We start from the raw sequence: 26,625 nt of genomic DNA, 5'->3' as shown, positions 1-26,625 counted from the left end.
CGTTGCTTCGTCGTGTTGCCGCTCGTCAGGCGACGGAACGCAGCCAGACCTCGCAGCTGAGCGTGGAGTTGATGGATCCGTCCTTCAGGTCCGGGGTGCCCGGCCGGCTGCACAGATCCGCGAGACGGGCGGCGTCGATCAGCCCCGCCTTGCCCAGCGCGCTCTCCTGCCAGAGCTCGATGAGTTCCGCGCGGTGCCGGTAGAGGCCGCCGACCGCGTCGAAGCTGCCCTCGGCCTTGGAGGTGCGGGCCCGGCACGCGTCCGGAAGGATCCCGCGCATCGCCTCCATCAGCAGCGGTTTGTACGCGTAGGGGGTCGCCCGGTCCTCGACGCGCACGGAGAGCGCGGCGTCCACCACGGCCTCGTCGAAGTACGGCATGGACAACGGCACTCCGGCGAGCCGGGAGGCGTCACAGGTGGACGCCATGTCCAGCGTGGTGGTGAGCAGGTTGTCCAGCTCCAGATGCCGGCTGACGACCGGACTGCGGGGCTCCGCCTCCGCGACCACCCGGGCGAGCTCCTTCGCCAGCAGCTCCCGGCAGTCGGCCGTGAGCCAGGACGGCACCACGGGCTGGCGTACCCAGTTCAGCCCGGGGGCGCTGAAGCCGAGGTCGCCCGACCCGTCCAGGTCGATGGCGGCCAGCGAGCTGCGGTACGAACCCCGGTTGGACAGCTGGCGCAGCACGGTGGTCCAGGACCATCCATAAAGAATTCCATATGCGCGAATACGCTGAAGAGAGAGAACGGGGCGACGGGTCAGCAGGCTGTAATAGTGCGATCCGGAACTGAAGAACAGATGGTCACCGCCCTGGCCGCCCATGTGCAGCCGGGAGCCCCGTTCCGCCATGCGAGACATAAGGATCGTCGCGCGTTTCCGGCTGACTGCGATCATTCCGGGGAAATCGGACCGGCAGGCGGTGTCGAGTGCGCCCGAATAGAAGAGCGGCTGTTCCTCGGGAGGGAGCTGGTAATGCTCCACGTGCGGCCAGGCGGATGCCGCGACCCGCGCCCAGTGGCCGTCCTCGTTGATCGATTCGTCACCGCCGTTGGTGCAGACGATGAATTCTCCCTCGCCGAGCTGGCCCGCGGCGATCGAGCTGAGCGAGGTGGAATCGAGGCCGCCGGAGAGGTCGGAGCTCATCAGCCCGCCGCGGTGGGTGCGTGCCCGCACCGAGGAGACCAGGGCCTCCCGTACGGCCGCGGCTCCCTCGGCCATCCGCAGCCGGGACTCGGGCGGCCGGTGCCGGCGTACGGTGCGGACCCGCTCGTCGCCCGCGCCGACCACCAGACGCAGACCGGGCTCCACGGCGTCGATGCCGAGCCACATGGTGCGGCCGTCCAGGTGCCGCGGCACCGGCAGCAGCAGCTTCCAGGCCAGCGCCGACATATCGATGGAGGCCCCGACGAGTTCGGCCAGGCGCAGCGCCCGGTCCGAGGCGACCACCGTGCCGTCGACACGGCCGTGGTAGACGCGCCGGGTGCCGTAGGCGGTGCCCTGGACGTGCAGAGCGCCGGCGACGCTGCCGAGTACGTGGAAGTCGCCGGGCAGCACCGACGGCAGGGTGTCGAGCGCGGCGGCGGAGCCGTTCATGCGGGCGGCCAGGTCCTGGAGCGCGCCCCCGAGCCGGGGAAGGGTGCCGATCAGCGCCACGGAATCGTGCCCGGCCCGGGCGACGGCCAGGTCCTCGTCGTCCCAGCTGCCCAGGATCCAGGGGCGGCCGGAAGGGTGGTCGACCGACTTGAGACCGGGATGCGCGGAACGCAGGCGACGGACCACGGCCGCCGCATCGTCCCGATCGGGAAAGGCCAGGAAATGCGGCGTGCCGTGATCCATCACAGTCAACTCCTGAGGAACGAGGTACTAGAACCAGCCGGGGGCGTTCCAGTCGGCCTGGACGATGACGACCAGGCCGGTCTCGCTGCGGAAGGAGCCCGCGGCATTGAACTCAGGGGTCTCGTAGACAGCCTTCTTCATGGATGACACTCCTTTTCTCTCTGCGGATGGAGCATGGCGAGACTTATCGTGCTGACCCGCCATGCGCCGATCAAGAGGAGTGGCAGGTGAGTGCCACAGCGGAATGTGCGTCCCCGGTCATTTCTCCCGGGGTAGTGAAGGCTTTTGTTTCTGTCACTCGCAGCCGCGCTGCCAGTTCCAGCCGATGAACGTGTTCTTCAGGTCGACCTCGAACTCGCAGGACGCGGTCCCGTCGGCCTTGAGGGCCACGGTGGAGCGGTGCGTGTTGGCGTACACGTTGCCCGTCAGGTCGAAGATTCCCTTGTAGGTGAACGAGGCGTCGGCCACGTTGGTGGAGACCGCGCAGTTCGCGACGCAGTCGGCGGATGTGCCCGAGGACTTCAGCGACCAGCCCGCGTTCCATGGTTCACGGTTCCACTGCTGGGTCGCTTCGGTGGACGAGGCGGTGACCACCGTGCCGTCGGAGCTCCAGTCGGACGTCGTGTAGAGCCCCGTCATCCGGATGTTGCAGCAGTCGTACATCTCGGACCAGCTGCGGACCTGCCGGTCGCCCTGGGTGGCGGCCCGGGCCGTCCGTGCGGTCGCCGCCGGGCCGGCCTTCGCCACCAGCCGTGCGGGGCCGAGCACCGGCTCGCAGTCGGGGCCGATGGAGACGTCCTGCCGTACGGCCATGCCTTCGGGCGGAACGGGCAGGGCGCCGGACAGCTTCACGTCCCCGCACGCACGGGTATCGCCGGATGCCGCCGTCCCGGGCTCGGCCGGAGCCGCGGTGGCGGCGGTGGCGGTGAGCGCGACCAGACCGGTCGTGAGCGCTGCGGCGAATGCGATTCGATTGCGCAATTCCCTTGCCTTTCCTCGGGGTCCGCCGTGGAGCGTAACGGCGTCCGGCCCGCTCGAAACGGAACCGGGGGAGGGTTGGCATGAAGGTGACAGGCGTATGCCACCGGGGTTTGCCCGAACGTGCGAAACCCGGCCCTCGGGGAGGGCCGGGTCGCGGGAAAGCCGTGCTGGGGGTGCCGGGGTCAGCTCGACTTCGGCTTCGCGGAGGACTCGCCCTTGTCCGAGCTCTTGTCCGCGCCCTTGCCCGAGTCCTCGTCGGCGCCCCCGGAGCCGGCGGTCTTCCCGACCGCGGCGACCGCTTCCCCGGCCGCCTTCTGCGCGCCCTTCACGATGTCCGAGGAGGACGGGGTCTTCGCCCCGGCGTAGCCCGCGCCGTTGTACGTCAGGGTGACGACGACGTTGCCCGTACGCGCCACGACGGTGGCGTACACGAAGTCCTCGTCCGTCTTGCTGAGGCCGTACGTGACCAGGGTCGCCTCGTCGCCGATGCCGGCCGCGGGCTCCGCGGCGACCTTCTTGGCGCCCTCGGACCCCTTCGCCTTGGTGACCTGCTTCGTGTAGTCCGCGGTGGCGCGCTTGGCGCCGCTGCCCAGCGACTGGTCCGAGTCGAACCGGGTGAAGCCGACGTCCATCCAGCGGTACTGCGAGCCCTTGACGCCCTGGTCGTCCAGGCCGTTCCAGGAGCAGCTGCTGCGGACCGACAGGTCGGTGGACCCGCCCGCCGTGCCGCCCTTCTTCTTGGCGTCGGGCACCAGGTCCTCGATCGTCTTCTTCCCGATCGAGGTGCACGGGTCGGGCAGATCGGCGAACTTCGCCGGTTCGACGGTGGGCTCCGGGGACTTGGAGCCGGCCGTGCCGGACGACGAGGAGCCCGCGTTCTTCTTGCCGTCGGAGCCGGAGTCCGACGAGCAGCCGACGGCTACGAGCATCACCGGAACGGCGGCGCAGGCGAGGATGCGGGACAGGCGCGGGGCGGATCGGTGCATGGTTCCTTCACTCGGATGGCACAGGGAGCTCTCGGTGCTGGAGGTCTCGGTCCGTGCGGTGTACGGGCGGGCTCGGTAGCGGGTCGGTGCGTCTTCCGGACAGCCACCGTACGACGGGCGGCCGACGTGCCGCGCCGCCGCCGAAGGCCCCCGAGGACCGGAGAACCGGCCGGTGGGGGCTCGTCGGAGGGGGGCTATTCGCTGAGCGTCTCGGCCAGCTTCCGGGCCAGTGCCTGGGCCTTCTCCTGAAGTTCCTTGCCGTCGGGCACCTGGGTGACGAGGGCCGGCTGCTCGGCGTACCGGACGGTCACGACCACGTTCGATGTGCGGAACACCACGCTCACCGTGTGGTGCTGTGCGGTAGAACCTGCCTTTTTGGGCAGATCCTGGAGGAATGCGGCATCTCCGAGGTCGTCGAGGATGCGGGAGGGGAGGGCTTCCTCCGGGCTGCTGCTGCTTCCGGGGGTCCCGCCGGTGCTTTCACCGCTGTTTGCGTCGTCGCCTCCGGAGGGCGAGGGGTCGGCGGAATCCGTGGCGTCGGCGTCGGCGTCAGCCGGATCCTTCGCCTTCCCGCTCCCCTCGCTCGCCTCGCCCTTCTTGTCCTTCTCGTCGGGCGGCCCGGGGGGCGCCGAGGCGGACAGGCCGGCGGCCTTCTCCTTCTTCGCGTACACGGTGTCGGCGCGGTCGTCGTCGCTGACGGCGGGGTCGTACGAGACGACGCGTTCGAGGTCGATGGACAGGCTCCGCGTGGCGTTCGGCCCGTCGGCCTTCCAGCTGCACCCGACCTTGCGGTCCGTGTCGTACGTGACGGCCGCCGAGCCCCGGAACACCTTGTCCTGCTGGTCCCCGGGCAGTTCCGCGGCGCCGGGGAGCAGGTCCTTCAGCGTGGAGCGCGGCACGGCCCGGCAGGGGGCGGGCAGGGTGAGGTACTTGCCGGGGGGCGCGGGGGTGACCGCCGGGGTGCCCGCCTTGCTGTCGGTGCCGTTCGCGTCGCTGTCGGCGCCGGCGCTGCAGCCGACGGCGAGCGCTGCGAGAAGCGCGACGCCGGGTACGTACGCCATGTGTCGCACCGTCCCAGGCTCCCTTCGGTACGGAAAACGAGTTGCCGCTCGAAGGCGGCCGATGGACACAATGTGTATCGCACGCGCTGCTGTGAATGCCGGTCGGCCGACGGATTTGCCGATCTTGGCACCGGTTTTGCGCTTTCAGTCTTTTCGGGGGAATCGAGGAGTTATGTCGTACGTAGAGGTACCGGGGGCGAAGGTTCCCATCCGGATGTGGACGGACCCCGCGTCGGTCGAGGACGTCGCGATGCAGCAGCTGCGCAACGTGTCGACGCTGCCGTGGATCAAGGGTCTGGCCGTCATGCCGGACGTCCACTTCGGCAAGGGGGCGACGGTCGGATCGGTGATCGCGATGCAGGGCGCGGTGTGCCCGGCGGCGGTCGGGGTGGACATCGGCTGCGGGATGTCCGCCGTCAAGACGTCCCTCACCGCGAACGATCTCCCCGGCGACCTGTCACGGCTGCGCTCCAAGATCGAGCAGGCGATTCCGGTCGGCCGGGGGATGCACGGCGACGCGGTGGACCCGGGGAGGCTGCACGGGTTCCCGACGGCGGGGTGGGACGACTTCTGGGGGCGGTTCGGGGGGATCGCGGAAGCGGTCAAGTTCCGTCAGGAGCGTGCCACGAAGCAGATGGGAACGCTCGGATCCGGAAATCACTTCATCGAGTTCTGTCTCGATGAGACCGGTTCTGTCTGGCTGATGCTCCACTCCGGTTCGCGGAACATCGGCAAGGAACTGGCCGACTTCCACATCGGCCAGGCGCAGAAGCTGCCGCACAACCAGGGGCTGATCGACCGTGACCTGGCCGTGTTCGTCGCGGACACCCCGCAGATGGCCGCGTACCGCAACGACCTTTTCTGGGCGCAGGAGTACGCGAAGTTCAACCGGGCGATCATGATGGGGCTCTTCCAGGACGTGGTCCGCAAGGAGTTCAAGAAGGCGCGGGTGACCTTCGAGCCGGTCATCTCCTGTCACCACAACTACGTGGCGGAGGAGCGGTATGAGGGCATGGACCTGCTGGTCACCCGCAAGGGCGCGATCCGGGCGGGGTCCGGCGACTACGGGATCATCCCGGGGTCCATGGGCACCGGTTCGTACATCGTGAAGGGCCTCGGCAACGAGAAGTCGTTCAACTCGGCGTCGCACGGCGCGGGCCGGCGGATGAGCCGGAACGCGGCGAAGAAGCGGTTCTCGACCAAGGACCTGGAGGAGCAGACGCAGGGCGTGGAGTGCCGTAAGGACTCCGGTGTCGTGGACGAGATCCCGGGCGCGTACAAGCCGATCGAGCAGGTCATCGACCAGCAGCGGGACCTGGTCGAGGTCGTCGCGAAGCTCAAGCAGGTGGTGTGCGTGAAGGGCTGAGGCTCGGAGCGCGGGGCCTACACCGCCGTGTCCGCCAGGTCCGCCTCCGTCAGCGAGGTCACCAGGACCGTGCGTGGGCCCGGTTCGATGCCCGGTACCGACGGGACCGCGAGCAGGCGGCAGCCCGCGGCCAGGGCGGCGGCCGCGCCGGTGGGGGTGTCCTCGACGGCCAGGCAGTCGGGTGCTGCCACACCGAGTGCGGCCGCCGCGGCAAGGTACGGGTCGGGGTGCGGCTTCCCGCGCTCCGTCTCGCCCGAGGCGACCGACGTGTCGAAGCGGTGCCGGCCCAGGGTGTCCAGCACCAGGTCCGCCACGTGCCGCTCGGACGCGGTCACCAGGGCCGTCGGTACGCCCAGGGCGCGTGCCCGGTCCAGCAGCCGGAGGGCGCCCGGCTGGACGGCCACCCCCGCCGCCACCCGTGCCGTGAACTCCCGGTCCAGCCGGGCCAGTGCCTGTGCCGGGGACAGTGCGGTGAGGCCGTCGCGTACGAGGCGGTCCGCCGCGTCGGCCAGTGCGGCGCCCGCGAACGGGGCGAGGGTGCCCGCGTCGGCCGGGGAGCCCTGCGTCCGCAGGAAGCCGGCGACGGTGTCCAGCCAGGCGTGCTCGGTGTCGACGAGGGTGCCGTCCATGTCGCACAGCAGGGCCGCCGGGCGGGGGAGCGGGGGGACTTGGGGGAGCTGAGCGTGCTGGGGGAGCGGGGGCATGACGGGCTCGCTGTTCCTGGGGCGGGAGTCGGGAGTCGAGGTGTGCGGCCGCGCGGCCGGTGTCCGGCGGCTGCGGCGGGCCTGGGCCTCAGTCCGGTGCCGTGCGCACCAGCGGGTTCGCCTGGACCGAGTTGCGTACGGTGAACACCACCGAGTCCGGCTTGTAGCGGTCGTCCGACGTCTCCACCGGGCGGCCGTCCGGGGTGGTCGTGGTGCGGCGCACCCGCAGCAGCGGCGCGCCGCGTCGTACGGCCAGCTCCCGGGCGTCCGTGGTGCCCGCGGCGACCGCGTCCAGGTGGTGTTCGCCGTGGCTCATGGCCACGCCCGCCTCGTCGTGGAGGCTCTGGGTGACCGACTCGCAGTCGTCCGGGAGGCGTTCGACGGCCGCCGCGACCCACCCGGCGTACACCGTGCGTTCCAGGAGGGCCGGTTCGCCGTCCAGGGTGCGGACCCGCAGGACGTGCAGGACCGCGTCGCCGGGGGTGAGGTGGAGCTGGGCGGCCTCCGCCTCGGTGGCCTTCGCGCGGCGGGAGCCGAGGACCAGGCCGCCGGGGGTGCGGCCGCCCGCCCTGGCCCACTGGGCGAAGCTGCGCAGTTCGGCGAAGCTCTGGCTGGGGGTGGTGGACAGGACCGTGCGGCGGGCGCCCTGCCGGGAGCCGATCAGGCCCTCCGACTGGAGCGTGCCGAAGGCCTGCCGGAGGGTGCCCCGCGAAACGCCGTGGGCCGGGGCGAGTTCGGACTCGGACGGCAGCTCGGAGCCCACGGGGTAGGTGCCGTCGGCGATGGCGAGGCGCAGCTCCTCGGCGATCTGCTGGTGCCGTCGGGTCACGTCTCTCCTAGGGGGCGTCGGGGGGCGTCACGGGAGGTGGACGGCCAGGGCGATCATGTCATCCGTGCCGGGTGTTCCGCATCCTTGAATCTGCGCGCAGTCAATGTTTCCCGCCGAAGTGCGAACCCTGCGTCTTACCAGTTTCGAGGAACGTAAACCTACGTCTTGATAACGCTTCTGACCTGCACTTTTTCCGTCCGGAAGCCTTTACCTGCCCATCGTCGTGCTGCTAGCTTCAGCTCGCTTACTGACGATGGCTTGTCCATACAGGTGGCTCGCCGCAGACCCAGGAGTACGCATCGTGAAGGCACACCATCCCCGCCGCGTTCTGACCGCCGCGGCCCTCGTCGGCCTCACCGCCCTGGTGGCCACCGGGTGCGGCTCCGCCCCCGACAGCGCCGGCGGGCAGAACAGCAAGGCGGCGAAGGCGGAGTCGGCGGCGGACCTCGGCGGTATGGAGAAGCTCGTCGCGGCGGCGGAGAAGGAGGGCAAGCTCAACGTCTACGCCCTCGCGCCGGACTGGGCCAACTACGGCGAGATGATCGCGGCGTTCGAGAAGAAGTACGCCGTCGAGGTCAACAACGAGGACCCGGGCGGCAGCAGCCAGGGCGCGCTGAACGCGGCGGCCAAGCGCAAGGGCCAGGACCGGGCCGTGGACGCGCTGGACCTGGGGACCTCGTACATGCAGGAGGCCGAGAAGAAGGGCCTGCTCGCGCCGTACAAGGTCAAGGGCTGGGGCGACATCCCGGACGCGCAGAAGCAGCCGGACGCCTCCTTCATGAACAACTACGGCGGCTACATCTCCATCGGCTGCGACGCCAAGGCCGTGAAGAACTGCCCGGAGACGTTCAAGGATCTGCTGAAGCCCGAGTACCGGAACAAGGTCGCGCTCAACGGCGACCCGACCGAGTCCAGTTCGGCGCTGGCCGCGGTCATCGCGGCCTCGCTCGCGAACGGCGGGTCCCTGGACGACGCGCAGCCGGGGCTCGACTTCTTCCAGGAGCTGAGGAAGAAGGGCAACTTCGTCCCCGCGAAGTCCACGCTGGCCACCATCCAGCAGGGCGAGACGCCGATCTCGATCGACTGGGACTACCTCAACCTGGGGTACGGCCAGAAGCTCGAACCCAAGGGCGTCGACTGGCAGGTCGTGGTGCCCGCCGACGGCCTGTACTCGCGCTACTACAACCAGGGCGTCAACAAGTACGCCCCGCACCCGGCGGCCGCCCGGCTGTGGCTGGAGTTCATCTACAGCCCGGAGGGCCAGAACATCTGGCTCAAGGGCTTCTCCCGCCCGGCGCTCCTGGAGGCGATGAAGAAGGACGGCAGCGCCGACAAGTCCGCCGTCGCCCGGATCCCCGAGGTCCACGGCACTCCGCAGGAGCCGACCGCGGAGCAGGAGGCGAAGGCCAAGGAGACCGTCGTCCAGGGCTGGGGCAAGGCGGTCAGCTGACCATGCCCGACCAGACCGCACTTCCCGCCCCCGCCACGGGCTCCGTGCCCGTGGCGGGCGCGGCCGCCCCCGTGCCGCCCGCCCCGGATGTCCGGGACGGCGGCACCGCCCCTCGCCGCCGTGGCGGGCGGCGGCACCGGTGGCCCGTCGTCGTCCCGTTCTTCGCGTTCCTCGCGGTGTGCTTCGGGCTGCCCGCCGGGACCATGGTGTACGGGGCGTTCACCGTCCTGGACCCGGAGAGCGGTGCGAGCCGCCTCTCCACGGAGAACGTCAGCGGTTCGCTGTCCGGGGCGTACGCCACCGGGCTGACCGGCAGCGTCGAACTCTCGTTCGTGACCGCCCTGTTGGCGACCGTGATCGGCACCCTGATCGCCCAGGCCGTCGTCACGTCGCCGCGCCCGGCGCTGCGCGGGATCGTCGTCTCGGCGAGCGGGGTGCTCGCCAACTTCTCCGGTGCGCCGCTCGCCTTCGCGTTCATCGCGACGCTCGGTACGACCGGCACGGTCACCCAGCTCTTCCACCTGGACCGGACCGGCTTCAGCCTCTACAGCTTCACCGGTCTGGTGCTGGCCTACCTCTACTTCATGGTCCCGCTGATGGTGGTGACCGTGCAGCCCGCGCTCGACGGGCTGCGCTCGCAGTGGCAGGAGGCCGCCGCGTCCTGCGGGGCGACCCGCGGGCAGTACTGGCGCCACGTCGGGATCCCGGTGCTGACGCCGTCGCTGCTCGGCGGCGCGGTGCTGATGTTCGGTACGGCGTTCGCCTCGCACGCCACCGCCGCCGTGATGGTCGGCTCCTCGCAGCCGCTGATCACCATCCAGATCGCCAACGCGCTCAACGGCAACGTCCTGGTGGGGCAGGAGAACCTGGCCCTCGCCATGAGCCTCAACATGGTCGTGATCGCGCTGCTCGTGATGGCCGTACAGATACCGTTGCAGCGCAGGAGTGCCCGATGGCTCGGATGAAGTTCACCTCGCGGGCCGTCGTCCTGCCGCTCGCCGCGCTGTATTTCCTGGTGCCCGTCGGCGCCTCGATCTGGTTCAGCGTCAACGAGGTCGAGGGCATCAGCTTCGACGCGTACACCCAGGGGCTCGGCACCGAGGGGCTGACCACCAGCCTGATGCTCTCGGTGCGCCTGGGCCTGGCCACCATCGTCTGCGGGCTGCTGCTGATGGTGCCGACCCTGGTCGCGGTCGCGCTCTATCTGCCGGGGCTGCGCCGGACCGTCGAGATCCTGTGCATGATGCCGCTGGTCGTCCCGCCGATCGCGCTGGTGGCGGGGGTGACCACGGTGCTGTCCTGGGAACAGGACCTGGCCGACACGCCCTTCTACATGACCTTCCGGATGCTGCGGGACGAGAGCTTCCCGCTGGTGCTCGTCCTCGTCTACACGGTCATGTCCCTGCCGTTCCTGTACCGCTCGCTGGACGCCGGGCTGCGCTCCGTCGACCTGCGCACGCTCGTCGAGGCCGCCCGTTCGCTCGGCGCGTCCCGCCTGCAGACCCTGTGGCAGGTGATCGTGCCGAACCTGCGGACCGCCGTGGTGGGCGGCGCGGTCCTCAGCCTGGCCATGGTGCTCGGTGAGTACACCGTCGCCTCCGTGCTCTCCTACCGGCCGTTCTCCGTCTGGATGGTGGAGATCAAGGACTCCGAGGCGCAGCTCTCGGTGGCGGCCGCGATGCTGAGCCTGCTGATCACGTGGGGGCTGCTGCTCCTGCTCACCACTCTGGCCGGTGGCCGCCGTCGCCGTACGCCCCGTACGCCCCTGGACTCCGGCGGCGAGGACGGCCAGGACCGCGAGAGCCGCGACAACCGAAAGAAGACCGTGTCATGACCGTCCCCGTGCATCTCAAGCAACTGCGCCGGAAGTTCGGCTCCACGGTCGCGCTCGACGGCCTCGACCTGGAGATCGCCGCGGGCGAGATGGTCGCCCTGCTCGGCCCGTCCGGCTGCGGGAAGACCACCGCCCTGCGCATCGTCGCGGGCTTCGAGACCGCCGACGGCGGCGAGCTGCTGATGGGCGGCGAGGACGTCACCTCCGTACCGGCCAACCGCCGGGACATCGGCATGGTGTTCCAGTCGTACAGCCTGTTCCCGAACATGACGGCCGCCGAGAACATCGCGTACGGCCTGCGGGTACGGGGCCGGGGCGCCGCGGAACGCAAGGAGCGGGCGGGAGAGTTGCTGGAGCTGGTCGGGCTGCCCGGCCGCGACGGCCACTACCCGCACCAGCTGTCCGGCGGCCAGCAGCAGCGCGTCGCCCTCGCCCGCGCCCTGGCGATCCGCCCCAGGGTGCTCCTCCTGGACGAGCCGCTGTCCGCCCTGGACGCCAAGGTGCGGCTCAGCCTCCGCGAGGAGATCCGGCGCATCCAGCTGGACCTCGGCATCACCACCGTCTTCGTCACCCACGACCAGGAGGAGGCGCTGTCCATGGCGGACCGCGTCGCCGTGATGAAGGACGGGCGGCTCGAACAGTGCGCCGCGCCCGGCGAGTTGTACGACCGGCCGGCCACCCCGTTCGTCGCCGAGTTCGTCGGCACCATGAACCGGCTGCCGGGCACCGTCCGGGACGGCGGGGTCGTCGAGCTGTTCGGGCGGCGGCTGCCCATCCACGGCGAGCGGCCCGCCGTCGGCGCCGAGGTCGACGTACTGCTGCGTCCCGAGGGGCTGGCGGTGGGGGCCGCCGACGACGGTGCGGGCACTCCCGCGACCGTACGGGTGGCGACCTTCCTCGGGCCCACCACCCGGCTGCACCTGACCACCGATTCCGGAGCCGAGTGCAAGGCGGACCTGCCCAGCTGGGAGGCGACCGCCCTGGCCCCGGGGGCCCGCTGCACGATCACCCCGCACGAGAACCCCGTGCTCGTCGCCGAGCGAGCCGGTGCCCCGTCCCTCAAGGTGTAGGTGAAGGAGTGAGCAACCAGTGAGCGCCAAGCGTCGAGTGTTCCTGTCCGCCACCGGAGCGGCCGTCGCCCTGGCCGCGACCGCGGCCGTCGCGGTCGCCGGTCCCGTGGCGAATCCCGAGGGGCCGTCCGCGTCCGCGAGGCCCGGAAAGCCGGCCGCCGCGAGCGAGCTGCGCGTGATGACCCTGAACCTCTGGCACGGCGGTGCCAAGGTCGACGACGGCCTGGCCAAGCAGCTCGCCGTCATCGAGAAGCACCGGCCCGACGTGGTCGGCCTCCAGGAGACCTCCGGGCACTCCGCGCGGGAGCTCGCGGAGGAGCTCGGCTGGGACCACTGGCAGTCGGATGCCGACCTGGGCATCATCAGCCGTTTCCCGTTCACCTCCGAGGTCGAGACCAGCCGGGCCGCGGCGGGCGTCCGCATCCGGATCGACGAGACCACCGGCCAGGAGGTCGAGCTCTGGACGGCGCACCTCGGCTACGACCCGTACGGCCCGTACGACGCCTGCTTCGACGGGATGGCCGTGGAGGACATCTTCCAGCGGGAGGCCCAGTCCGGCCGTACCCCGCAGGCCGAGGCCATCGCCAAGGACCTCGCGCCGAAGATCGCCGCCGCCGACGAGACGCCGGTGCTGCTGGTCGGCGACTTCAACACGCCCTCGCACCTGGACTGGACCGAGGCGACGAAGGACAGCCACTGCGGCTACGGGCAGGTCGACTGGCCGGTCACCAAGATCTTCGAGAAGGCCGGTCTGAAGGACTCCTTCCGGGAGGCCAACCCGGACCCGGCGGCGGTGCCCGGCAACACCTGGTCGCCCGTCTACCCGAAGCACGAGGGCTCCACGGGCGTCGACGAGCCGCAGGACCGGATCGACTTCATCGACTACGCGGGCGACAAGCTCACGGTGAAGGACTCGGTGTCCTTCGTCGAGGGCGATCCGAAGCCGGTGCCGGACCAGGCGGGCAACGTGTGGCCGACGGACCACGCGGCGGTGCTGACGACGTTCACGGTGGGCTGAGGCCGAGGCGCGGCCGACGGGGGCCCGGGACCGGTACGCCGGTCCCGGGCCCCTCTGCTCACCGGCCCCTCTGCTCACCGGCTCACAGTGTGCGGTGGACCTTCGTGTTGGAGGCCTGGGCGCGCGGGCGGACCACCAGCAGGTCGATGTTGACGTGGCTGGGGCGGGTGACGGCCCAGCCGATCGTGTCGGCCACGTCCTCGGCGGTCAGCGGGGCGTCCACGCCCGCGTAGACCTTGGCGGCCTTCTCCGTGTCGCCGCGGAAGCGCGTGGTGGCGAACTCCTCGGTCCTGACCATGCCGGGGGCCACCTCGATGACGCGGACCGGGGTGCCGACGATCTCCAGGCGCAGGGTCTCGGCGAGGACGTGCTCGCCGTGCTTGGCCGCGACGTAACCGCCGCCGCCCTCGTACGAGGAGAGCGCCGCGGTCGAGGAGAGGATCACGATCGTGCCGTCGCCGCTCGCGGTGAGGGCAGGCAGCAGGGCCTGGGTGACGTTGAGCGTGCCGATCACGTTCGTCTCGTACATCTGCCGCCAGTCGGCCGGGTCGCCGGTCGCCACCGGGTCGGCCCCCAGCGCCCCGCCCGCGTTGTTGACGAGGACGGCGAGGGAGCGGAACGCGGTGGCGAACTCGTCGACCGCCGCCCGGTCGGTGACGTCCAGGGCGTACGCCGTCGCCTGGTGGCCCGCCTCGTTGAGCTCGGCGGCCAGCGCTTCGATGCGGTCCTTGCGGCGGGCGGTCAGCACGACCCGGAAGCCGTCGGCAGCCAGCGTACGGGCGGTCGCGGCGCCGATGCCGCTGCTCGCGCCGGTGACGACGGCGATGGGGGTGGCGGCCATGGCGGATCTCCTCGGGCGGCTGCTGATCGGGTACGGGCCAAGGATAGGCAGGCGCCTGAGGGAGAGCCGCCGGGCCCGTCATCATGGGCGGGTGATCGTCGAACGCGCCTACGCCCATGTGCACGACCCCGACCCGGACGCCTGGCCGTGGACCGTGCCCGGTGTGCGGCAGTTCCTCGCCGAGGGGCTGCGGTTCCGGGCCCCGGTGACCTTCCTCGTCGGCGAGAACGGCTCGGGGAAGTCGACGCTGGTCGAGGCCATGGCCGAGGGGTTCGGGCTGGACTCGTACGGCGGCTCCGCCGACTGGAAGTACGCCACCTCGCGGGGCAAGTCCGTGCTCGGGGAGCGCGTCCGCTTCGACGCCGCGCCCCGGGGGCGGCGGATGGTCGGCAGCCGGGCCGCGCGCAAGGGGTTCTTCCTGCGCGCGGAGACCGCCCTCGACGCGCTGGAGCGGGAGAGCCTGGACCCGGACTCCCGCAGCCACGGGGAGGGGTTCCTCGCCGCGTTCCGGGAGAAGTTCACGGTGCCGGGGCTCTATGTGCTGGACGAGCCCGAGGCCGCGCTCTCCTTCGCCTCCTGCCTCGAACTGCTGGGCCACCTGGACCAGTTGGTCAAGGCGGGCGGCCAGGTGGTGTGCGCCACCCACTCACCGCTGCTCACCGCGCTGCCGGGCGCCGACATCGTGCAGCTGGGGGAGGGCGGCATGGAGCGGGTGCGCTGGGCGGACCTGGAGCTCGTCGACCACTGGCGGCGCTATCTCGCCGACCCGCAGGCCTACCTGCGGCACATCCTCGGCTGAGCGCCCGGCTCCGCCCCACCTACGCCGGCGTGCCCCCGAACTCGCGGACCGCCTCGGACACGATGGTCTCCAGGTGGCCGTGGTGGGCGCCGCGCCAGTACACCCGGGAGCACTCCGTGCACTGGGCGAACACGTCGTACGCCTCCTGCGTGCCGTGCTCCAGGAGCCCGCTCACGGAGTCCTTGGCGGCCCCGGTCAGGGTCCCGTTGCACGCGGTGCAGCGGGACCACGGGGCCAGGGCCGGAGCGAAGCGGCCGAGGACGTCGCGGAGCTGCTCCTTCGGGCGGTCGCTGTAGACGTACGCCCCCGCCCAGATCTCGCGGCGGCGCAGCAGCCCGCGGTCCCGGGAGAGCAGGACGCGCCGCTCGCGCGCGGAGAGGGCGGCCAGGGCGGGGTCGCCGATGTCCTCGCTCTCGTAGGCGGCGTCGACGCCCAGGAGCCGCAGCCGGCGGGCCAGCGTGCCGAGGTGGACGTCGAGGAGGAAGCGCAGGGGTGCCCCGGGGACCCGCTGGGGGCGTTCCACGGCGCGTACGTCGACGTGTTCGCCGGGGCCGGGCACGTGCGAGCGGGCCACCGGGGCGCCGTTCACCAGCAGTGTTCCGGCCTCGGTGAGCGGGACGCCGAGGGACTCGATGACATGGCCGAGGGTCGATGAGCCGTCCGTGACGAGGGGCGTCGGCCCGCCGCGTCGGTCATGCGGGACGAAGAGCCGCAGCTCAGGGGCTACTTCGAGGGTGATCTCGGGTCCGTTCACCCGGTCAGGATGCCACCGGGACGGGACGGCCTGCCAGGCATTTGGCGGGGGCGCGCGGGAGTGCGTCCTGGCCGGTTCAGTGCGGTGCGAACGCCGTCGGGGGAACGCCCACCGTCGCCGTGAAGTCCCGCACCAGATGGGCCTGGTCGCTGTAGCCGAGGTCGGCGGCGAGCCGTGCCCAGTCGAGCGCCGGGCCGGCTTCGGCGGCCTCCAGTGCCTCGTGGATGCGGTAGCGGAGGATGACCCACTTGGGGCCGACGCCGACGTACGCCGAGAACAGCCGTTGCAGGGAGCGGGCGGAGAGTCCGGTGTCCCGGGCGAGCCCGTCGACCCGGCGGACCGTGCGGTCCGTGCGGACCCGGTCGACGGCGGCCATCGCGAGAGCCGCCCGGGCATCGGGGCGCGGCTCCAGGGCGAGCAGGAAGGCGTCCAGCGCCGCGACCCGCGCGTCCTCGTCGTCCGGGCCGAGGACCGCGTCGACGGGTGGCGGCAGCCGCAGCACCTCGGCGGCTTCGGCGCGCAGCCCGGTCCAGTCGGAGACCGGGCGCCCCGGGGCGAACGGGCGGAAGCCGCCGGGCCGGAACTGCACCCCGCAGACCCGGCCGCGCCCGGCCAGCTTCCGGGTGAAGAGCCCGGGGTCGACGCCCGCCACCTCGGCGTACCCGGACCGCTCCCGGGGGCTGTCCCCGGCCTCGTACCGCTGGCAGACCAGGTTCACCGACGGGTGCGGGACGACATGGGCGGCGTACGGCTCGGCGAGGTCCCAGTCGATCAGCCAGTAGTGCTCCAGATACGGGCGGAGCGCGGCGGCGGGCTCGCGGCGGCGGAAGCGGACGTGGGCGAAGAGGTCCGGGGCGTCGACGATGCCCCGGGTGTCGCGGCGGGGTCCGGCGGCCATGACCACGATTCTAGTGGGCTCCGGATCCGGTGGGGGCTCCGGACGCCTGTCGTGTTTCTTCAAGACGCGGGCGGGCGGCCGGTGCAGGGTGGGGACATGACTCAGACGATCGGTGAACTGCTGGAAGCCGCCGCGGACCGGGCCCTGCCCGTGGTGCGGGGGATCGACGACGGGCAGCTGGGCGGCCCCACGCCCTGCGCCGAGTACGACGTACGGGCGTTGCTGAACCATCTGTTCCTGGTGGTGGTGAACTTCCAGGCGCTCGCGGCCCGCAAGGACGTGGACTTCACCCAGGAGCCGGACTTCGTGGCGGACGGCGACTGGCGGGCCAGGTTCGGGGACGAGACGGCCCGGCTGGTGAAGGCGTGGAGCGTGCCGGGTGTCGAGGAGGGCACGACGGGGCAGATGGGGCTGCCGGCCCGGACGGTGGGGCTCATGGTGCTCGGCGACCTGACCGTGCACGCCTGGGACCTGGCGCGGGCGACCGGCGGGGACTTCGTGCCGGAGCGGAGCGTGCTGGACGAGGTGGGCCCGGGGCTGGCGGCGATGGCTCCGCAGGCCCGCGAGATGAAGATGTTCGGCGAGCCGTTCCCGGTGCCGGAGAGCGCTACGGCTTTTGAACGGCTGCTGGCCGTGACGGGGCGCGATCCGGGGTGGACGCGGGGCGGGACGGGAGGGAGCTGAGCACGGTCGGCGAGCCGTAGGGGCCCGGAGCGGGCGGGGCGTCGTAGAGGGGGCCGAGCGCGGCGTACGCGTCGTCGACGATCTCCTCGGCGAGCAGCAGCATGTCCTGCTCCGCCAGCCGCGCCGCCCGGTGGGTGTACGGGGACGGTGGCGCCGGATGCCTGCGGCGCCACCAGCAGTCGCAGGCGGCGTAGATGCCGCCGCCGAAGACGAGCACGGGGATGGACAGGGCCAGTAGAACGTCGCCCACGGCGGACCTCCTCGATGGTCGGTGTCCTGTCCATCGGCGCGCCGGGCGGTTCGGCTGAAGACCTGTCGTCGGCCAAATATCCCCAAGGGCTGGCTGGAATTTGACCGGATGTGTGCGCGTGGGTGCGCCTGTTTGAACGGTTCGACCGGCTGTGCGGCCGGGCCTCACTCCTCCTCGGGCAGGGCGGCGGCCAGCGCCCGCAGGCCGGCCAGCACCTCTTCGGCGGTGGGCGCGGACTCCGGGTCCGTGAGGTGCTGCATCATCAGGCCGCTGACGAGGGCGAGTTGCACCGATCCGAGGGTGCGGATCGTCTCCTCGGAGAGCTCCGCCTCGGCGGTCCCGGTGATCTCGCGCGCCATCCCGCTGCGCCCCTGCCGCAGTCCGGCGGCCACCTGTTCCCGCAGTTCCGGGTCGCGTTGAGCCCGCAGGACGGTCTCCAGATTGGCGATCCAGAAGGTCTTGTTGGTGGAGAAGGCCTCGATCAGGCGGTGCCACAGGGCATCGGGGCCGGTGCCGTCGGACGACGGCCCGAAGGCCTGGTCCCCCGAGTCGAGCGCCTCGAAGAGCGCCTGGTTGAGCAGCGCCTCCTTCGAGCCGAAGTGGTAGCCGATCGCCGCCATGCTGACGCCCGCCGCCGAGGCCAGGTCGCGGACGGTCGTGCGCTCGTAGCCCTTGGTGAAGAGGCACTCCCTCGCGGCCTCCAGCAGCTTCTCCCGGTTTCCCATGGCGCGGACCCTAGCAACGACCTGCGCGTTCGCACCAGACGAATGCATCAGGCGGATGCGTCAGACGATCGAATCGGGCGGAAGCCTCAGGCGGTCGCATGAGGCATTCGATTCAGGCAAACGTCTTGCGCAGATGCCCAAATCCTGAATAGCGTTCCGAGCGTCGAAGACCGCACCGATCCCGGGAGCCCGCATGAGCATCGACACGCCCCGCTTCCTTCACGCGGGCGCAGGCGGAGGAGAAGGGGCGTGCCGTCGCCGAAGCCACGGACTGCGACGATCCGCGCACCGTCGACTCCTGTCTGCGACGCAGGACGACCGCCGACCTCGTCGAGGCGTCGGCCTCCGGCCATGACGGCTATCGGCCCGTGGTGGACGGCGTGGTGCTTCCGGAGGCCCCGTCACGGGCGATCGCCGCCGGCCGGTTCGCCCGGGTGCCGGTGCTGCACGGCTCCACCCATGACGAGATGAGCGGACTGGCCGGGCGCGACGAGATCCTGACGGGGACGCCGCTGACCGCGCAGACGTACGCCGAGAAGATCACCGGGCGGTTCGGCAAGGACGCTCCCGCGGTCCTGGCGGAATACGCGGTCTCGGACTACCCGGCCCCCGGGGCGGCGCTGTCGGCGGTGCTGACCGACTCGGAGTGGTCGGCCGCGGCGCTCGACACCCAGCGGGCGCTGGCCCGCCACACCCGCGTGTACGCCTACGACTTCGCCGACGCCCGGGCTCCGTACTTCGTGAACGTGCCGCGACCGGCGAGCTTCCCGCTCGGCACCGGTCACATGGTCGACCTGGCCTACCTGTTCGAGAACGACCTCTTCGAACCGCTCGACGAGGCGCAGAGCGGACTCTCGCGGACGGTGACCGCTTACTGGAGCCGATTCGCCGCCACGGGCCGGGCGGGCGGGGCGGGCTTGCCCGCGTGGAAGCCGTTCACGGAACGCGGCCCGTATGTGCAGCGGCTCGCGTCCGGTGACATCGGGCGGACCGACTTCGCGGCCGATCACCACTACGCCTTCTGGAAGGCGCTCGCTCCCTCGTACTGACCGCGCGGTCATCCGGAAGGAGTCCGGAGGGAACTCGGCGGGGCTTTCCGGATCAGGGCCACACCAGGCAGTACGCCTGATGTCCCGCGTCGTGCAGGCGGTGGGAGAAGTCCTGCCACTCGTGGAGCAGCTGGTAGACGTTGAACGCGTCGCGCGGGCCGCCGCGGTCGGGGACCGTGGACCAGATGAAGGCCGCCGCGCCGACCGACTCCTCGCCGATGCCGCGCAGCGGGTCGACGACGGTCATCGGGAGCTTGACCACGGCGTAGTCGGGGTGGAGGACGACCAGTTCCAGCGGGGGGACCTTGTGCAGGGGTATGCCCTGGATGCCGGTGAGGACCATGGCGGCCACGGTCTCCGGCTTGATCTTGGTGAACATGCCGCCCATGCCCAGCTCGTCACCGCCGAGCTCCTCCGGGCGCATCGAGATGGGCACACGGGCGGCGGTGGCGCCGTCCGGGGCGCCGAAGTACTTGTACGTCACGCCCATCCCGCCCCCGCTCCTGGTTCCGGGGGGCGGCGTGCTCTCCGCGCCCCTGCTCTGGGCGCGCTCGGCCCTGCGCCGGTGCCGCCCTCGTCGGGCAGGCTCGGGCCCCAGGTCGTCGGTCCCTTCGCCCACTCCGCCACCGCGATGCATATCTCATCCACCCGACTACTTCTTAGGAGACACAGCCCCCGCCGCGCAACCCGATCATCGTGTCAGTGACCTCCCCCGCGGGCGTGCGGTGAAACACCTGTCCGCAAAGGCCGTCCGTGCCTCTGACACCATGGCAGGGGTGAGCTTTCCCTGTGACGCCCCAGTTTCGCAGACGTGAGAGCGCTGACGCTCTTTCGTGATACGAGGGAAGCGCCCTCCCTGCTCACCGATGGCCGAGATTGTTCGGGATTTCCCGGCCCGGCCCCCCGACACCCGAATCGCAGATCAGGACCAAAGTGGCGTATTCATACGAAGCCCCAGTTTCGCAGTCGCTGTTCGACCGGGCGTCCGCCGTGACGCCCGGCGGCGTGAACTCTCCCGTGCGTGCCTTCCGGGCCGTGGGCGGTACGCCCCGGTTCATGGTGTCCGGCACCGGCCCGTACCTCACCGACGCCGACGGCCGTGAGTACGTCGACCTCGTCTGCTCGTGGGGGCCGATGATTCTCGGCCACTCTCACCCCGAGGTCATCGCCGCCGTCCAGGAGGCGGTCTCCCGGGGTACCTCCTTCGGTACGCCGGGTGAGGGCGAGGTCGCGCTCGCCGAGGAGATCGTGGCGCGGATCGAGCCCGTCGAGCAGGTGCGCCTGGTCTCCTCCGGCACCGAGGCGACGATGTCGGCGATCCGGCTGGCCCGTGGCTTCACGGGCCGGGCCAAGGTCGTGAAGTTCGCCGGCTGCTACCACGGCCATGTGGACGCGCTGCTGGCCGCCGCCGGGTCGGGCGTGGCCACCTTCGGGCTGCCCGACACGCCCGGTGTCACGGGCGCCACGGCCGGGGACACCGTCGTGCTGCCGTACAACGACCTGGACGCGGTGCGCGCCGCCTTCGCCGCGCACCCGGGCGAGATCGCCTGTGTGATCACCGAGGCCTCGCCCGGCAACATGGGCGTCGTCCCGCCGGCGGACGGCTTCAACGCCGGGCTCAAGGAGCTGTGCGCGGCCAACGGCGCGCTGTACATCTCCGACGAGGTCATGACGGGCTTCCGTACGTCGAAGGCCGGCTGGTACGGCGTCGACGGCGTCCGCCCCGACCTGATGACCTTCGGGAAGGTGATGGGCGGCGGCTTCCCCGCCGCGGCCTTCGGCGGCCGCGGCGACGTGATGGCGCACCTGGCCCCGGCCGGACCGGTCTACCAGGCGGGCACCCTCTCCGGGAACCCGGTCGCCACCGCCGCCGGGCTCGCCCAGCTGCGGCTGCTGGACGACGCCGCGTACGCGAAGATCGACGCGGTCTCCGCCGAGCTGCGCTCCCTGGTGGGCGACGCGCTCACCAAGGAGGGCGTCGCGCACACGGTGTCGGCCGCGAGCAACATGTTCTCCGTCTTCTTCACCGACCGGCCGGTGCGGAACTACGACGACGCCAAGAAGCAGGACGTCTTCCGCTTCACCGCGTTCTTCCACTCCATGCTGGAGCAGGGCGTCTACCTGCCGCCGTCGGCGTTCGAGTCCTGGTTCGTCTCCACGGCCCACGACGAGCGGGCGATCGAGCGCATCGCCGCCGCCCTGCCCGCCGCCGCCCGCGCCGCATCGGAGGCCACCGCATGAGCGAGAAGAGCACCGGCCCCGCAAGGGTCGAAGGCGTCGACCGCGACGAGCAGTTGACCGTGGTGCACGTGGTCCGGCACGGCGAGGTGCACAACCCGGACGGTGTGCTCTACGGCCGCCGCCCCGGCTACCACCTCTCCGACCTGGGCCGGAAGATGGCCGACCGGGTCGCCGAGCACCTGGAGAAGCGCGACATCACCCATGTCGTCGCCTCCCCGCTGGAGCGCGCCCAGGAGACCGCCGACCCCATCGCCACGGCGCACGGCCTGGAACTGGCCACCGACGCCCGGCTGATCGAGGCCGCCAACGTCTTCGAGGGCAAGACCTTCGGCGTCGGCGACGGGGCGCTGCGCAAGCCGGACAACTGGAAGCACCTCACCAACCCGTTCAAGCCGTCCTGGGGCGAGCCGTACATCGAGCAGGTCGTGCGGATGATGGGCGCGATCGATACGGCGCGGGACGCGGCGCGCGGGCACGAGGCGGTCTGCGTCAGCCACCAGCTGCCGATCTGGATCCTGCGGTCCTTCGTGGAGCGCCGCCGCCTGTGGCACGACCCGCGCAAGCGGCAGTGCACGCTGGCCTCGCTGACCAGCTTCACCTACCGGGGCGACAAGATCGTCTCGGTGGGCTACTCGGAGCCGGCCCGGGACCTGGTGCCCGTGCATCTGCTGGCCGGGGCCAAGCCGGTGAAGGGGAAGGCCGCCAAGGGGCAGTCGAAGGCGTTCGGGGCGTAGTCCGGCACACGGAACGCCACGGGACGACGTCCGGACGAGACGGTACGGACATACGGGACCGGCTGCCGCGCACCGCGGCGGGCGGTCCCGTCCCTTTTTCCCGTACCACCTAACGGCAAGTTAGCTTAGGCTAAGCTAACTAAATCCCCAGGCGGGCGGGTTCACGACCCGCCGGGCCCTGCTGGTTCCCGTGGGGCTCGTCGTGGTCACGGACGCCTGCGACGAAACGGTGGAACGATGATCCGTAATGCGGCGGACGCCGCCCCCCGGCCGGTCACGGGCCCCCGGACAGCCCGCCTCGCCCGGCAGCTCGAAGCAGCCCGGGACGCCGCCACCCGTACCGCCCTGACCGAGGCGTTCTGGGACGAGGCCGCCCGCACCGGCACGCCGCTCGTCGAAACGCTCGACGACGCCCCCGGCCATCGCGCCGTCACCTTCCTCTGGCGCGGCCACCGCGCGACCCGCCAGGTCCTGCTGATGGCGCCCGGCATCGGCGACCGCGACCGGCCGGCCGACACGCTCCTCCACCACCTCCCGGGCACCGACGTCTGGTACCTCGGCTACCGGCTGCGCGCCGACCACCGCGGGTCCTACCGGCTGGTGGCCGACATCTCCCCGGGCCCCGCGCCCGCCGATCCCGTACGGCTCCAGCGGCGGCTGACCGCGCTGATGGCGCACGGGGTGGCCGACCCGCTCAACCTCCGCCGCCTGCCGGTGCGCTGGAGGGCGGTGGAGAGTTCGGTGTTCGCCCTGCCGGAGGCCGCGCCCCAGCCCTGGGCGGGCCGCCGGGACGGCATACGGCGGGGGACCGTCGAGCGGCACACCGTCACCGGCCACGCCCTCGGCGGGGAGCGCGAGATCTGGACGTACCTCCCGCCGGAGGATGCGGACAACGATGCCAACGGCGGCGGCGGTCCGCTGCCGGTGCTCGTGCTCTGCGACGGCGACATGTGGTTCGGGCGGCTCGGCTTCCAGGACACCCTGGACGCCCTGATCGACGACGGGGTCCTCCCGCCGCTCGTCGTCCTCTCCCCGGACGCCGTCGACGCAGTGACCCGGCGGCGGGACCTGGGCGGGCGGGAGGCGTTCGCCGCCTTCCTCGCCGAGGAGCTGCTGCCCTGGGCGCGCGCCCGGTGGCCGCTGACCGCCGAAGCGGACCGGACCGTCGTCTCCGGCCAGGGATCCGGCGGGACGGCCGCGCTGTACGCCGGCCTCACCCGGGCCCACCGTTTCGGCCGGGTCCTCGCCCAGTCGCCCTCGCCCGGCTGGCGTCCCGAGGGCGGGACCACGTACGGGCAGGCCGGCGACGGAAGCGCCCCCGTCGTCCACCTCGGCCTCGGCCTGCACGACGGAGCCGCCGCGACCGAGCACGGCGAGGCCCTCGTCCCGGCGTTGCGTGCCCGGGGGCACCAGGTCCACCAGCGGGTCCACAACGGCGGCCGCGACCACGCCTGCTGGCAGGGGCTGCTCGCCGATGCCCTGGTGGAGGCCTTCCGGGAGGAGCGGCCGGCGAACGGTCTCCGCGCCCGCGCATGAGTTCGACAGGGTGGGGAAGCCGACCCGTCGATCCGCTGCCCGCGATCCGCCGGTCGGCGGCAGAACTGTGGAGGGCCGTTCCCGCGTCCCTCTCCAGGGTGGCTCGTGAGGACGTACGGGAACCGCACAGACGTCTCGTCGCGATCGAAAGGTAAAGCGTAAAGAAAGTCCACAAATGCACGGAACCGACGTGTTACGCGCCTCATCTAACCCTTCAGCAGTTTGTATGGGCTTGAGATAAAACGACCGCAGATGGGGACGGTATGCGCGACATCAATCGAAGGGGCCTGCTCGGCGCAGGGCTCGGGGCCGCAGCCGCGATCGGGCTCGCCGGCTGTGGCACCTCGGGCTCCTCCGGCGACGGAGGGTCCGGCCGGGGTGGCAGGGGCGACTCCGGCACCGGAGGCAACGGCAGCGGAAACGGTGCGCCGAAGAACAAGGTCCGGCTGATCGGTGACGGCTCGACGGCCGACACCGGCAAGCAGCCCCATCAGCCCGAGACCCCCGTCCCGCTCGAACCCGGCCAGAAGCCGCCGCAGTTCGTGATCTTTTCCTGGGACGGTGCGGGCGAGGTCGGCAACGGGCTCTTCCCGCGCTTTCTCGAACTCGCCAAGGAACACGACGCGGCGATGACGTTCTTCCTCTCCGGGATCTATCTGCTGCCCGAGTCGAAGAAGTCCCTCTACCGTCCGCCGAACAACCCCCGCGGCGCCTCCGACATCGGCTATCTCACCGACGACCACGTCAAGGACACGCTGAAGTACGTACGTCAGGCCTGGCTGGACGGCCATGAGATCGGCACCCACTTCAACGGGCATTTCTGCGGCGGTTCCGGATCCGTGGAGCGCTGGACTCCGGCCCAATGGCACAGCGAGATCAATCAGGCTGTGTCGTTCGTCACGGAATGGCGGACCAATACCGGCTGGGAGAACGAGGACCCGCTTCCGTTCGACTACCGCAAGGAACTGGTCGGCGGCCGCACCCCCTGCCTGCTCGGCCAGGACAATCTCCTGCCGACCGCGCGCAAGCTGGGCTGGCGCTACGACGCCAGCTCGCCCGGGGGCCGCCAGACCTGGCCCGTGAAGCGCGGCGGCGTCTGGGATCTGCCGCTCCAGGCGATGCCGTTCCCCGGCCACTCCTTCGAGGTCCTCTCGATGGACTACAACATCCTCGCCAACCAGTCGAAGAATTCGACCAAGGGCATGCCCTCGCGTTATCCCGGCTGGCGGCAGCAGGCGACCGACGCGTATCTCGCCGGATTCCAGCGCGCCTACGAGTCGAATCGCGCGCCGTTCTACATCGGCAACCACTTCGAGGAGTGGAACGGCGGCATCTATATGGACGCCGTGGAAGAAGTGATCAAGAAGGTCGCGGACAAGGACGACGTACGTCTCGTCTCGTTCCGGCAGTACGTCGACTGGCTCGACGCCCAGGATCCCGCCGTGCTCGCCAAGCTCCGGACGCTGGACGTCGGACAGGCGCCCGCAGGCGGCTGGAACTCCTTCTTTAAACAGGCTTGACAAGGGGCTTTACGGGCACCGAGGGGGGCGCGCAGATCCCCGGAAACTGCCATGCGAAACTTTTCACATGAGCTTTGGCCGCGCGTCCCGACGCCGCTTCACCCTGCTCGCCGCCACCGCTGTGGCCGGTGCCCTGACGCTGTCCGCGTGCGGCGACGGCAACAAGGCCGGGGGTGGCGGCAACACCAACTTCATCACCGGCAGCGGCGGCATCTCCACCGTCGCGAAGGCGGACCGGGTGGCCGCGCCGAAGCTCGACGGCGAAGGGCTGGACGGCAAGCCGCTCGACGTCGCGGACTACAAGGGCAAGGTCGTGGTGCTCAACGCCTGGGGCTCCTGGTGCGGCCCCTGCCGGCTGGAGGCGAAGTACTTCGCTCAGGTCTCCGAGGAGACGAAGGACCAGGGCGTCCAGTTCGTCGGGATAAACACCCGGGACCCCGAGCGGGACAAGGCGGTCAACTTCGAGAAGGACTACGGGGTGAAGTACCCCAGCTTCTACGACCCGATCGGCAAGCTCATCCTCCGCTTCCCCAAGGGCACCCTGAACCCGCAGGCCATCCCGTCCACCGTGGTCATCGACCGGGACGGGAAGATCGCGGCCCGCACACTCCAGGCGCTGAACGCGGACGAGCTGCGCGAGATGATCGACCCGATCATCGCGGAGAAGTGATCCGGTGATCCCGCTCGCCGCCCACCACGAGACCGTCACGCTGGCCGCGTACAACGACACCGTCGTGTCCGGGGCTCTGCTGCTCGCTCTGCCGCTCGCCCTGCTGGCCGGTCTCGTCTCCTTCTTCTCACCGTGCGTCCTCCCGCTGGTCCCCGGCTATCTGAGTTACGTCACCGGGGTCAGCGGCACCGACCTCGCCGACGCACGCCGGGGCCGGGTGGTGGCCGGCGCCTCGCTGTTCGTCCTCGGCTTCACCGTGGTGTTCGCCTCCACCGGCGCGCTCTTCGGCTACTTCGGCAACGAACTCCAGATGCACGCCGAGGTGCTCAACAAGGTCCTCGGCGGCCTGATGATCCTCATGGGCGTCTTCTTCATGGGGCTCCTGCCGGGCGTGACGCAGCGCGAGTTCCGCTTCCACAAACGCCCGGTGGCCGGACTGGCCGGCGCACCCCTGCTCGGCGCCCTCTTCGGGATCGGCTGGACGCCGTGCATCGGCCCGACGCTCTCCTCGGTGCTGTTCCTCTCCGCCGAGAGCGCCACCGCCGGACGCGGCGCGATACTGACCGTCGCGTACTGTCTCGGACTCGGTGTCCCGTTCGTCCTGGCCGCGGTCGCCTTCCGCAAGGCGCTCGGCGCGTTCGGCTGGGTCAAGCGCCACTACGCATGGGTGATGCGGATCGGCGGCGGCATGATGATCGTGACCGGAATCCTGCTGCTGACCGGCGTGTGGGCCACGCTCATGCAGCAGATGCAGAGCTGGTCCAGCGGCTTCGTTGTAGGGATCTGAGTCC

General features: G+C 71.1%; 26 protein-coding genes and 1 pseudogene. 15 read left to right on the top strand and 12 right to left on the bottom strand.

Translation table 11 applies throughout. The features are described from left to right. Positions 1-25 precede the first annotated feature (25 nt). The 4 genes from IE140_RS19065 to IE140_RS19050 form a co-directional block, all read right to left on the bottom strand. Positions 26-1,834, bottom strand: a complete 1,809-nt coding sequence (locus tag IE140_RS19065; RefSeq protein WP_150198121.1) for an asparagine synthase-related protein — start codon at positions 1,832-1,834, stop codon at positions 26-28. Positions 1,835-2,128: 294 nt separating this feature from the next. Beyond that, positions 2,129-2,815 (bottom strand): hypothetical protein, encoded by a 687-nt coding sequence (locus tag IE140_RS19060; RefSeq protein ID WP_150198124.1) that lies wholly within the window; start codon positions 2,813-2,815, stop codon positions 2,129-2,131. 182 nt (positions 2,816-2,997) lie between these two features. Continuing rightward, positions 2,998-3,801, bottom strand: coding sequence for a DUF3558 domain-containing protein (locus IE140_RS19055; protein ID WP_150198126.1), 804 nt, complete (start codon positions 3,799-3,801; stop codon positions 2,998-3,000). A 194-nt stretch (positions 3,802-3,995) separates the two neighbouring features. After that, positions 3,996-4,862 carry a DUF3558 domain-containing protein gene (locus IE140_RS19050; RefSeq protein ID WP_189460556.1) on the bottom strand — a complete coding sequence of 289 codons (867 nt, stop codon included), beginning with the start codon at positions 4,860-4,862 and terminating at the stop codon, positions 3,996-3,998. A gap of 172 nt (positions 4,863-5,034) precedes the next feature. Between IE140_RS19050 and IE140_RS19045 the strand changes: the two genes are divergently transcribed. Continuing rightward, positions 5,035-6,228 (top strand): RtcB family protein, encoded by a 1,194-nt coding sequence (locus IE140_RS19045; protein ID WP_100562027.1) that lies wholly within the window; start codon positions 5,035-5,037, stop codon positions 6,226-6,228. 17 nt (positions 6,229-6,245) lie between these two features. Here the strand turns inward: IE140_RS19045 and IE140_RS19040 are convergent, their stop codons facing one another. Both IE140_RS19040 and IE140_RS19035 read right to left on the bottom strand, forming a co-directional pair. Then, positions 6,246-6,932, bottom strand: coding sequence for an HAD family hydrolase (locus IE140_RS19040; RefSeq protein ID WP_189460554.1), 687 nt, complete (start codon positions 6,930-6,932; stop codon positions 6,246-6,248). 88 nt (positions 6,933-7,020) lie between these two features. Continuing rightward, on the bottom strand, positions 7,021-7,761 hold the full coding sequence (locus IE140_RS19035; RefSeq protein ID WP_150193774.1) for a GntR family transcriptional regulator: 741 nt from the start codon (positions 7,759-7,761) through the stop codon (positions 7,021-7,023). A 301-nt stretch (positions 7,762-8,062) separates the two neighbouring features. Here IE140_RS19035 and IE140_RS19030 point away from each other — a divergent pair, with 301 nt between their 5' ends. Genes IE140_RS19030 through IE140_RS19010 form a run of 5 tightly spaced genes read left to right on the top strand, consistent with a single transcriptional unit; the run spans position 8,063 to position 13,133 of the window. Then, positions 8,063-9,211: an extracellular solute-binding protein gene (locus IE140_RS19030; RefSeq protein ID WP_150193775.1), complete on the top strand. Its 1,149-nt coding sequence runs from the start codon at positions 8,063-8,065 to the stop codon at positions 9,209-9,211. Between the two features lie 2 nt (positions 9,212-9,213). Further along, complete coding sequence (locus IE140_RS19025; protein ID WP_189460552.1) at positions 9,214-10,176, top strand: ABC transporter permease; 963 nt, start codon at positions 9,214-9,216, stop codon at positions 10,174-10,176. Beyond that, positions 10,173-11,045 (top strand): ABC transporter permease, encoded by an 873-nt coding sequence (locus IE140_RS19020; protein ID WP_176741709.1) that lies wholly within the window; start codon positions 10,173-10,175, stop codon positions 11,043-11,045. Before IE140_RS19025 ends, IE140_RS19020 begins: the two co-directional genes overlap by 4 nt. Next, complete coding sequence (locus tag IE140_RS19015; RefSeq protein WP_150193776.1) at positions 11,042-12,115, top strand: ABC transporter ATP-binding protein; 1,074 nt, start codon at positions 11,042-11,044, stop codon at positions 12,113-12,115. The genes IE140_RS19020 and IE140_RS19015 overlap by 4 nt, the downstream gene beginning before the upstream one ends. A 19-nt stretch (positions 12,116-12,134) precedes the next feature. Continuing rightward, positions 12,135-13,133 carry an endonuclease/exonuclease/phosphatase family protein gene (locus IE140_RS19010; RefSeq protein WP_150193777.1) on the top strand — a complete coding sequence of 333 codons (999 nt, stop codon included), beginning with the start codon at positions 12,135-12,137 and terminating at the stop codon, positions 13,131-13,133. 82 nt (positions 13,134-13,215) lie between these two features. Here IE140_RS19010 and IE140_RS19005 read toward each other — a convergent pair whose 3' ends face one another. Then, complete coding sequence (locus IE140_RS19005) at positions 13,216-13,974, bottom strand: SDR family NAD(P)-dependent oxidoreductase (RefSeq protein WP_150193778.1); 759 nt, start codon at positions 13,972-13,974, stop codon at positions 13,216-13,218. Positions 13,975-14,065: 91 nt separating this feature from the next. Between IE140_RS19005 and IE140_RS19000 the strand changes: the two genes are divergently transcribed. Beyond that, positions 14,066-14,773 carry an AAA family ATPase gene (locus IE140_RS19000; protein ID WP_109179042.1) on the top strand — a complete coding sequence of 236 codons (708 nt, stop codon included), beginning with the start codon at positions 14,066-14,068 and terminating at the stop codon, positions 14,771-14,773. A 19-nt stretch (positions 14,774-14,792) separates the two neighbouring features. Here the strand turns inward: IE140_RS19000 and IE140_RS18995 are convergent, their stop codons facing one another. Next, the gene (locus tag IE140_RS18995; protein ID WP_093439220.1) at positions 14,793-15,527 is read right to left on the bottom strand and encodes a Mut7-C RNAse domain-containing protein; all 735 of its coding nucleotides are present in this window, start codon (positions 15,525-15,527) and stop codon (positions 14,793-14,795) included. A 76-nt stretch (positions 15,528-15,603) separates the two neighbouring features. Beyond that, on the bottom strand, positions 15,604-16,425 hold the full coding sequence (locus IE140_RS18990; RefSeq protein WP_150193779.1) for an AraC family transcriptional regulator: 822 nt from the start codon (positions 16,423-16,425) through the stop codon (positions 15,604-15,606). 96 nt (positions 16,426-16,521) lie between these two features. Between IE140_RS18990 and IE140_RS18985 the strand changes: the two genes are divergently transcribed. Then, positions 16,522-17,109 (top strand): TIGR03086 family metal-binding protein, encoded by a 588-nt coding sequence (locus tag IE140_RS18985; RefSeq protein ID WP_150193780.1) that lies wholly within the window; start codon positions 16,522-16,524, stop codon positions 17,107-17,109. On the opposite strand, the gene IE140_RS18980 is transcribed toward IE140_RS18985, so the two are convergent. Together IE140_RS18980 and IE140_RS18975 are read right to left on the bottom strand one after the other, a co-directional pair. Then, positions 17,033-17,359 carry a hypothetical protein gene (locus IE140_RS18980; RefSeq protein WP_150193781.1) on the bottom strand — a complete coding sequence of 109 codons (327 nt, stop codon included), beginning with the start codon at positions 17,357-17,359 and terminating at the stop codon, positions 17,033-17,035. The two genes, IE140_RS18985 and IE140_RS18980, sit on opposite strands and share 77 nt — an antisense overlap. A 164-nt stretch (positions 17,360-17,523) precedes the next feature. Beyond that, positions 17,524-18,084, bottom strand: a complete 561-nt coding sequence (locus tag IE140_RS18975) for a TetR/AcrR family transcriptional regulator (RefSeq protein ID WP_150193782.1) — start codon at positions 18,082-18,084, stop codon at positions 17,524-17,526. 233 nt (positions 18,085-18,317) lie between these two features. On the opposite strand from IE140_RS18975, the pseudogene IE140_RS18970 reads away from it, so the two are divergent. Beyond that, positions 18,318-19,133, top strand: a pseudogene (locus IE140_RS18970) (carboxylesterase family protein); the annotation flags it as partial. A gap of 52 nt (positions 19,134-19,185) precedes the next feature. On the opposite strand, the gene IE140_RS18965 reads toward IE140_RS18970, so the two are convergent. After that, positions 19,186-19,770: a hypothetical protein gene (locus IE140_RS18965; protein WP_078489316.1), complete on the bottom strand. Its 585-nt coding sequence runs from the start codon at positions 19,768-19,770 to the stop codon at positions 19,186-19,188. A gap of 296 nt (positions 19,771-20,066) precedes the next feature. Between IE140_RS18965 and hemL the strand changes: the two genes are divergently transcribed. From hemL to IE140_RS18935, 6 genes are all read left to right on the top strand, one after another. Continuing rightward, positions 20,067-21,374, top strand: a complete 1,308-nt coding sequence (gene hemL, locus IE140_RS18960; protein WP_175468758.1) for a glutamate-1-semialdehyde 2,1-aminomutase — start codon at positions 20,067-20,069, stop codon at positions 21,372-21,374. Further along, a complete protein-coding gene (locus tag IE140_RS18955; protein ID WP_093439208.1) occupies positions 21,371-22,108 on the top strand; it encodes a histidine phosphatase family protein in 738 nt (245 codons plus the stop codon). The genes hemL and IE140_RS18955 overlap by 4 nt, the downstream gene beginning before the upstream one ends. A 237-nt stretch (positions 22,109-22,345) precedes the next feature. Next, on the top strand, positions 22,346-23,644 hold the full coding sequence (locus IE140_RS18950) for an enterochelin esterase domain-containing protein (RefSeq protein WP_150193783.1): 1,299 nt from the start codon (positions 22,346-22,348) through the stop codon (positions 23,642-23,644). A 263-nt stretch (positions 23,645-23,907) separates the two neighbouring features. Then, positions 23,908-25,164, top strand: a complete 1,257-nt coding sequence (locus IE140_RS18945; protein WP_098898272.1) for a polysaccharide deacetylase family protein — start codon at positions 23,908-23,910, stop codon at positions 25,162-25,164. A gap of 67 nt (positions 25,165-25,231) precedes the next feature. After that, positions 25,232-25,834: a TlpA family protein disulfide reductase gene (locus IE140_RS18940; RefSeq protein ID WP_032782961.1), complete on the top strand. Its 603-nt coding sequence runs from the start codon at positions 25,232-25,234 to the stop codon at positions 25,832-25,834. A gap of 4 nt (positions 25,835-25,838) precedes the next feature. Further along, on the top strand, positions 25,839-26,621 hold the full coding sequence (locus IE140_RS18935; RefSeq protein WP_030710851.1) for a cytochrome c biogenesis CcdA family protein: 783 nt from the start codon (positions 25,839-25,841) through the stop codon (positions 26,619-26,621). The last annotated feature ends 4 nt before the right edge of the window (positions 26,622-26,625 follow it).

The sequence above is a fragment of the Streptomyces parvus genome (assembly GCF_014648875.1).
GTDB lineage: Bacteria > Actinomycetota > Actinomycetes > Streptomycetales > Streptomycetaceae > Streptomyces > Streptomyces parvus.
Note: the sequence above shows the minus strand (reverse complement) of the source record. Positions and strands in the feature narration are given on the sequence as shown.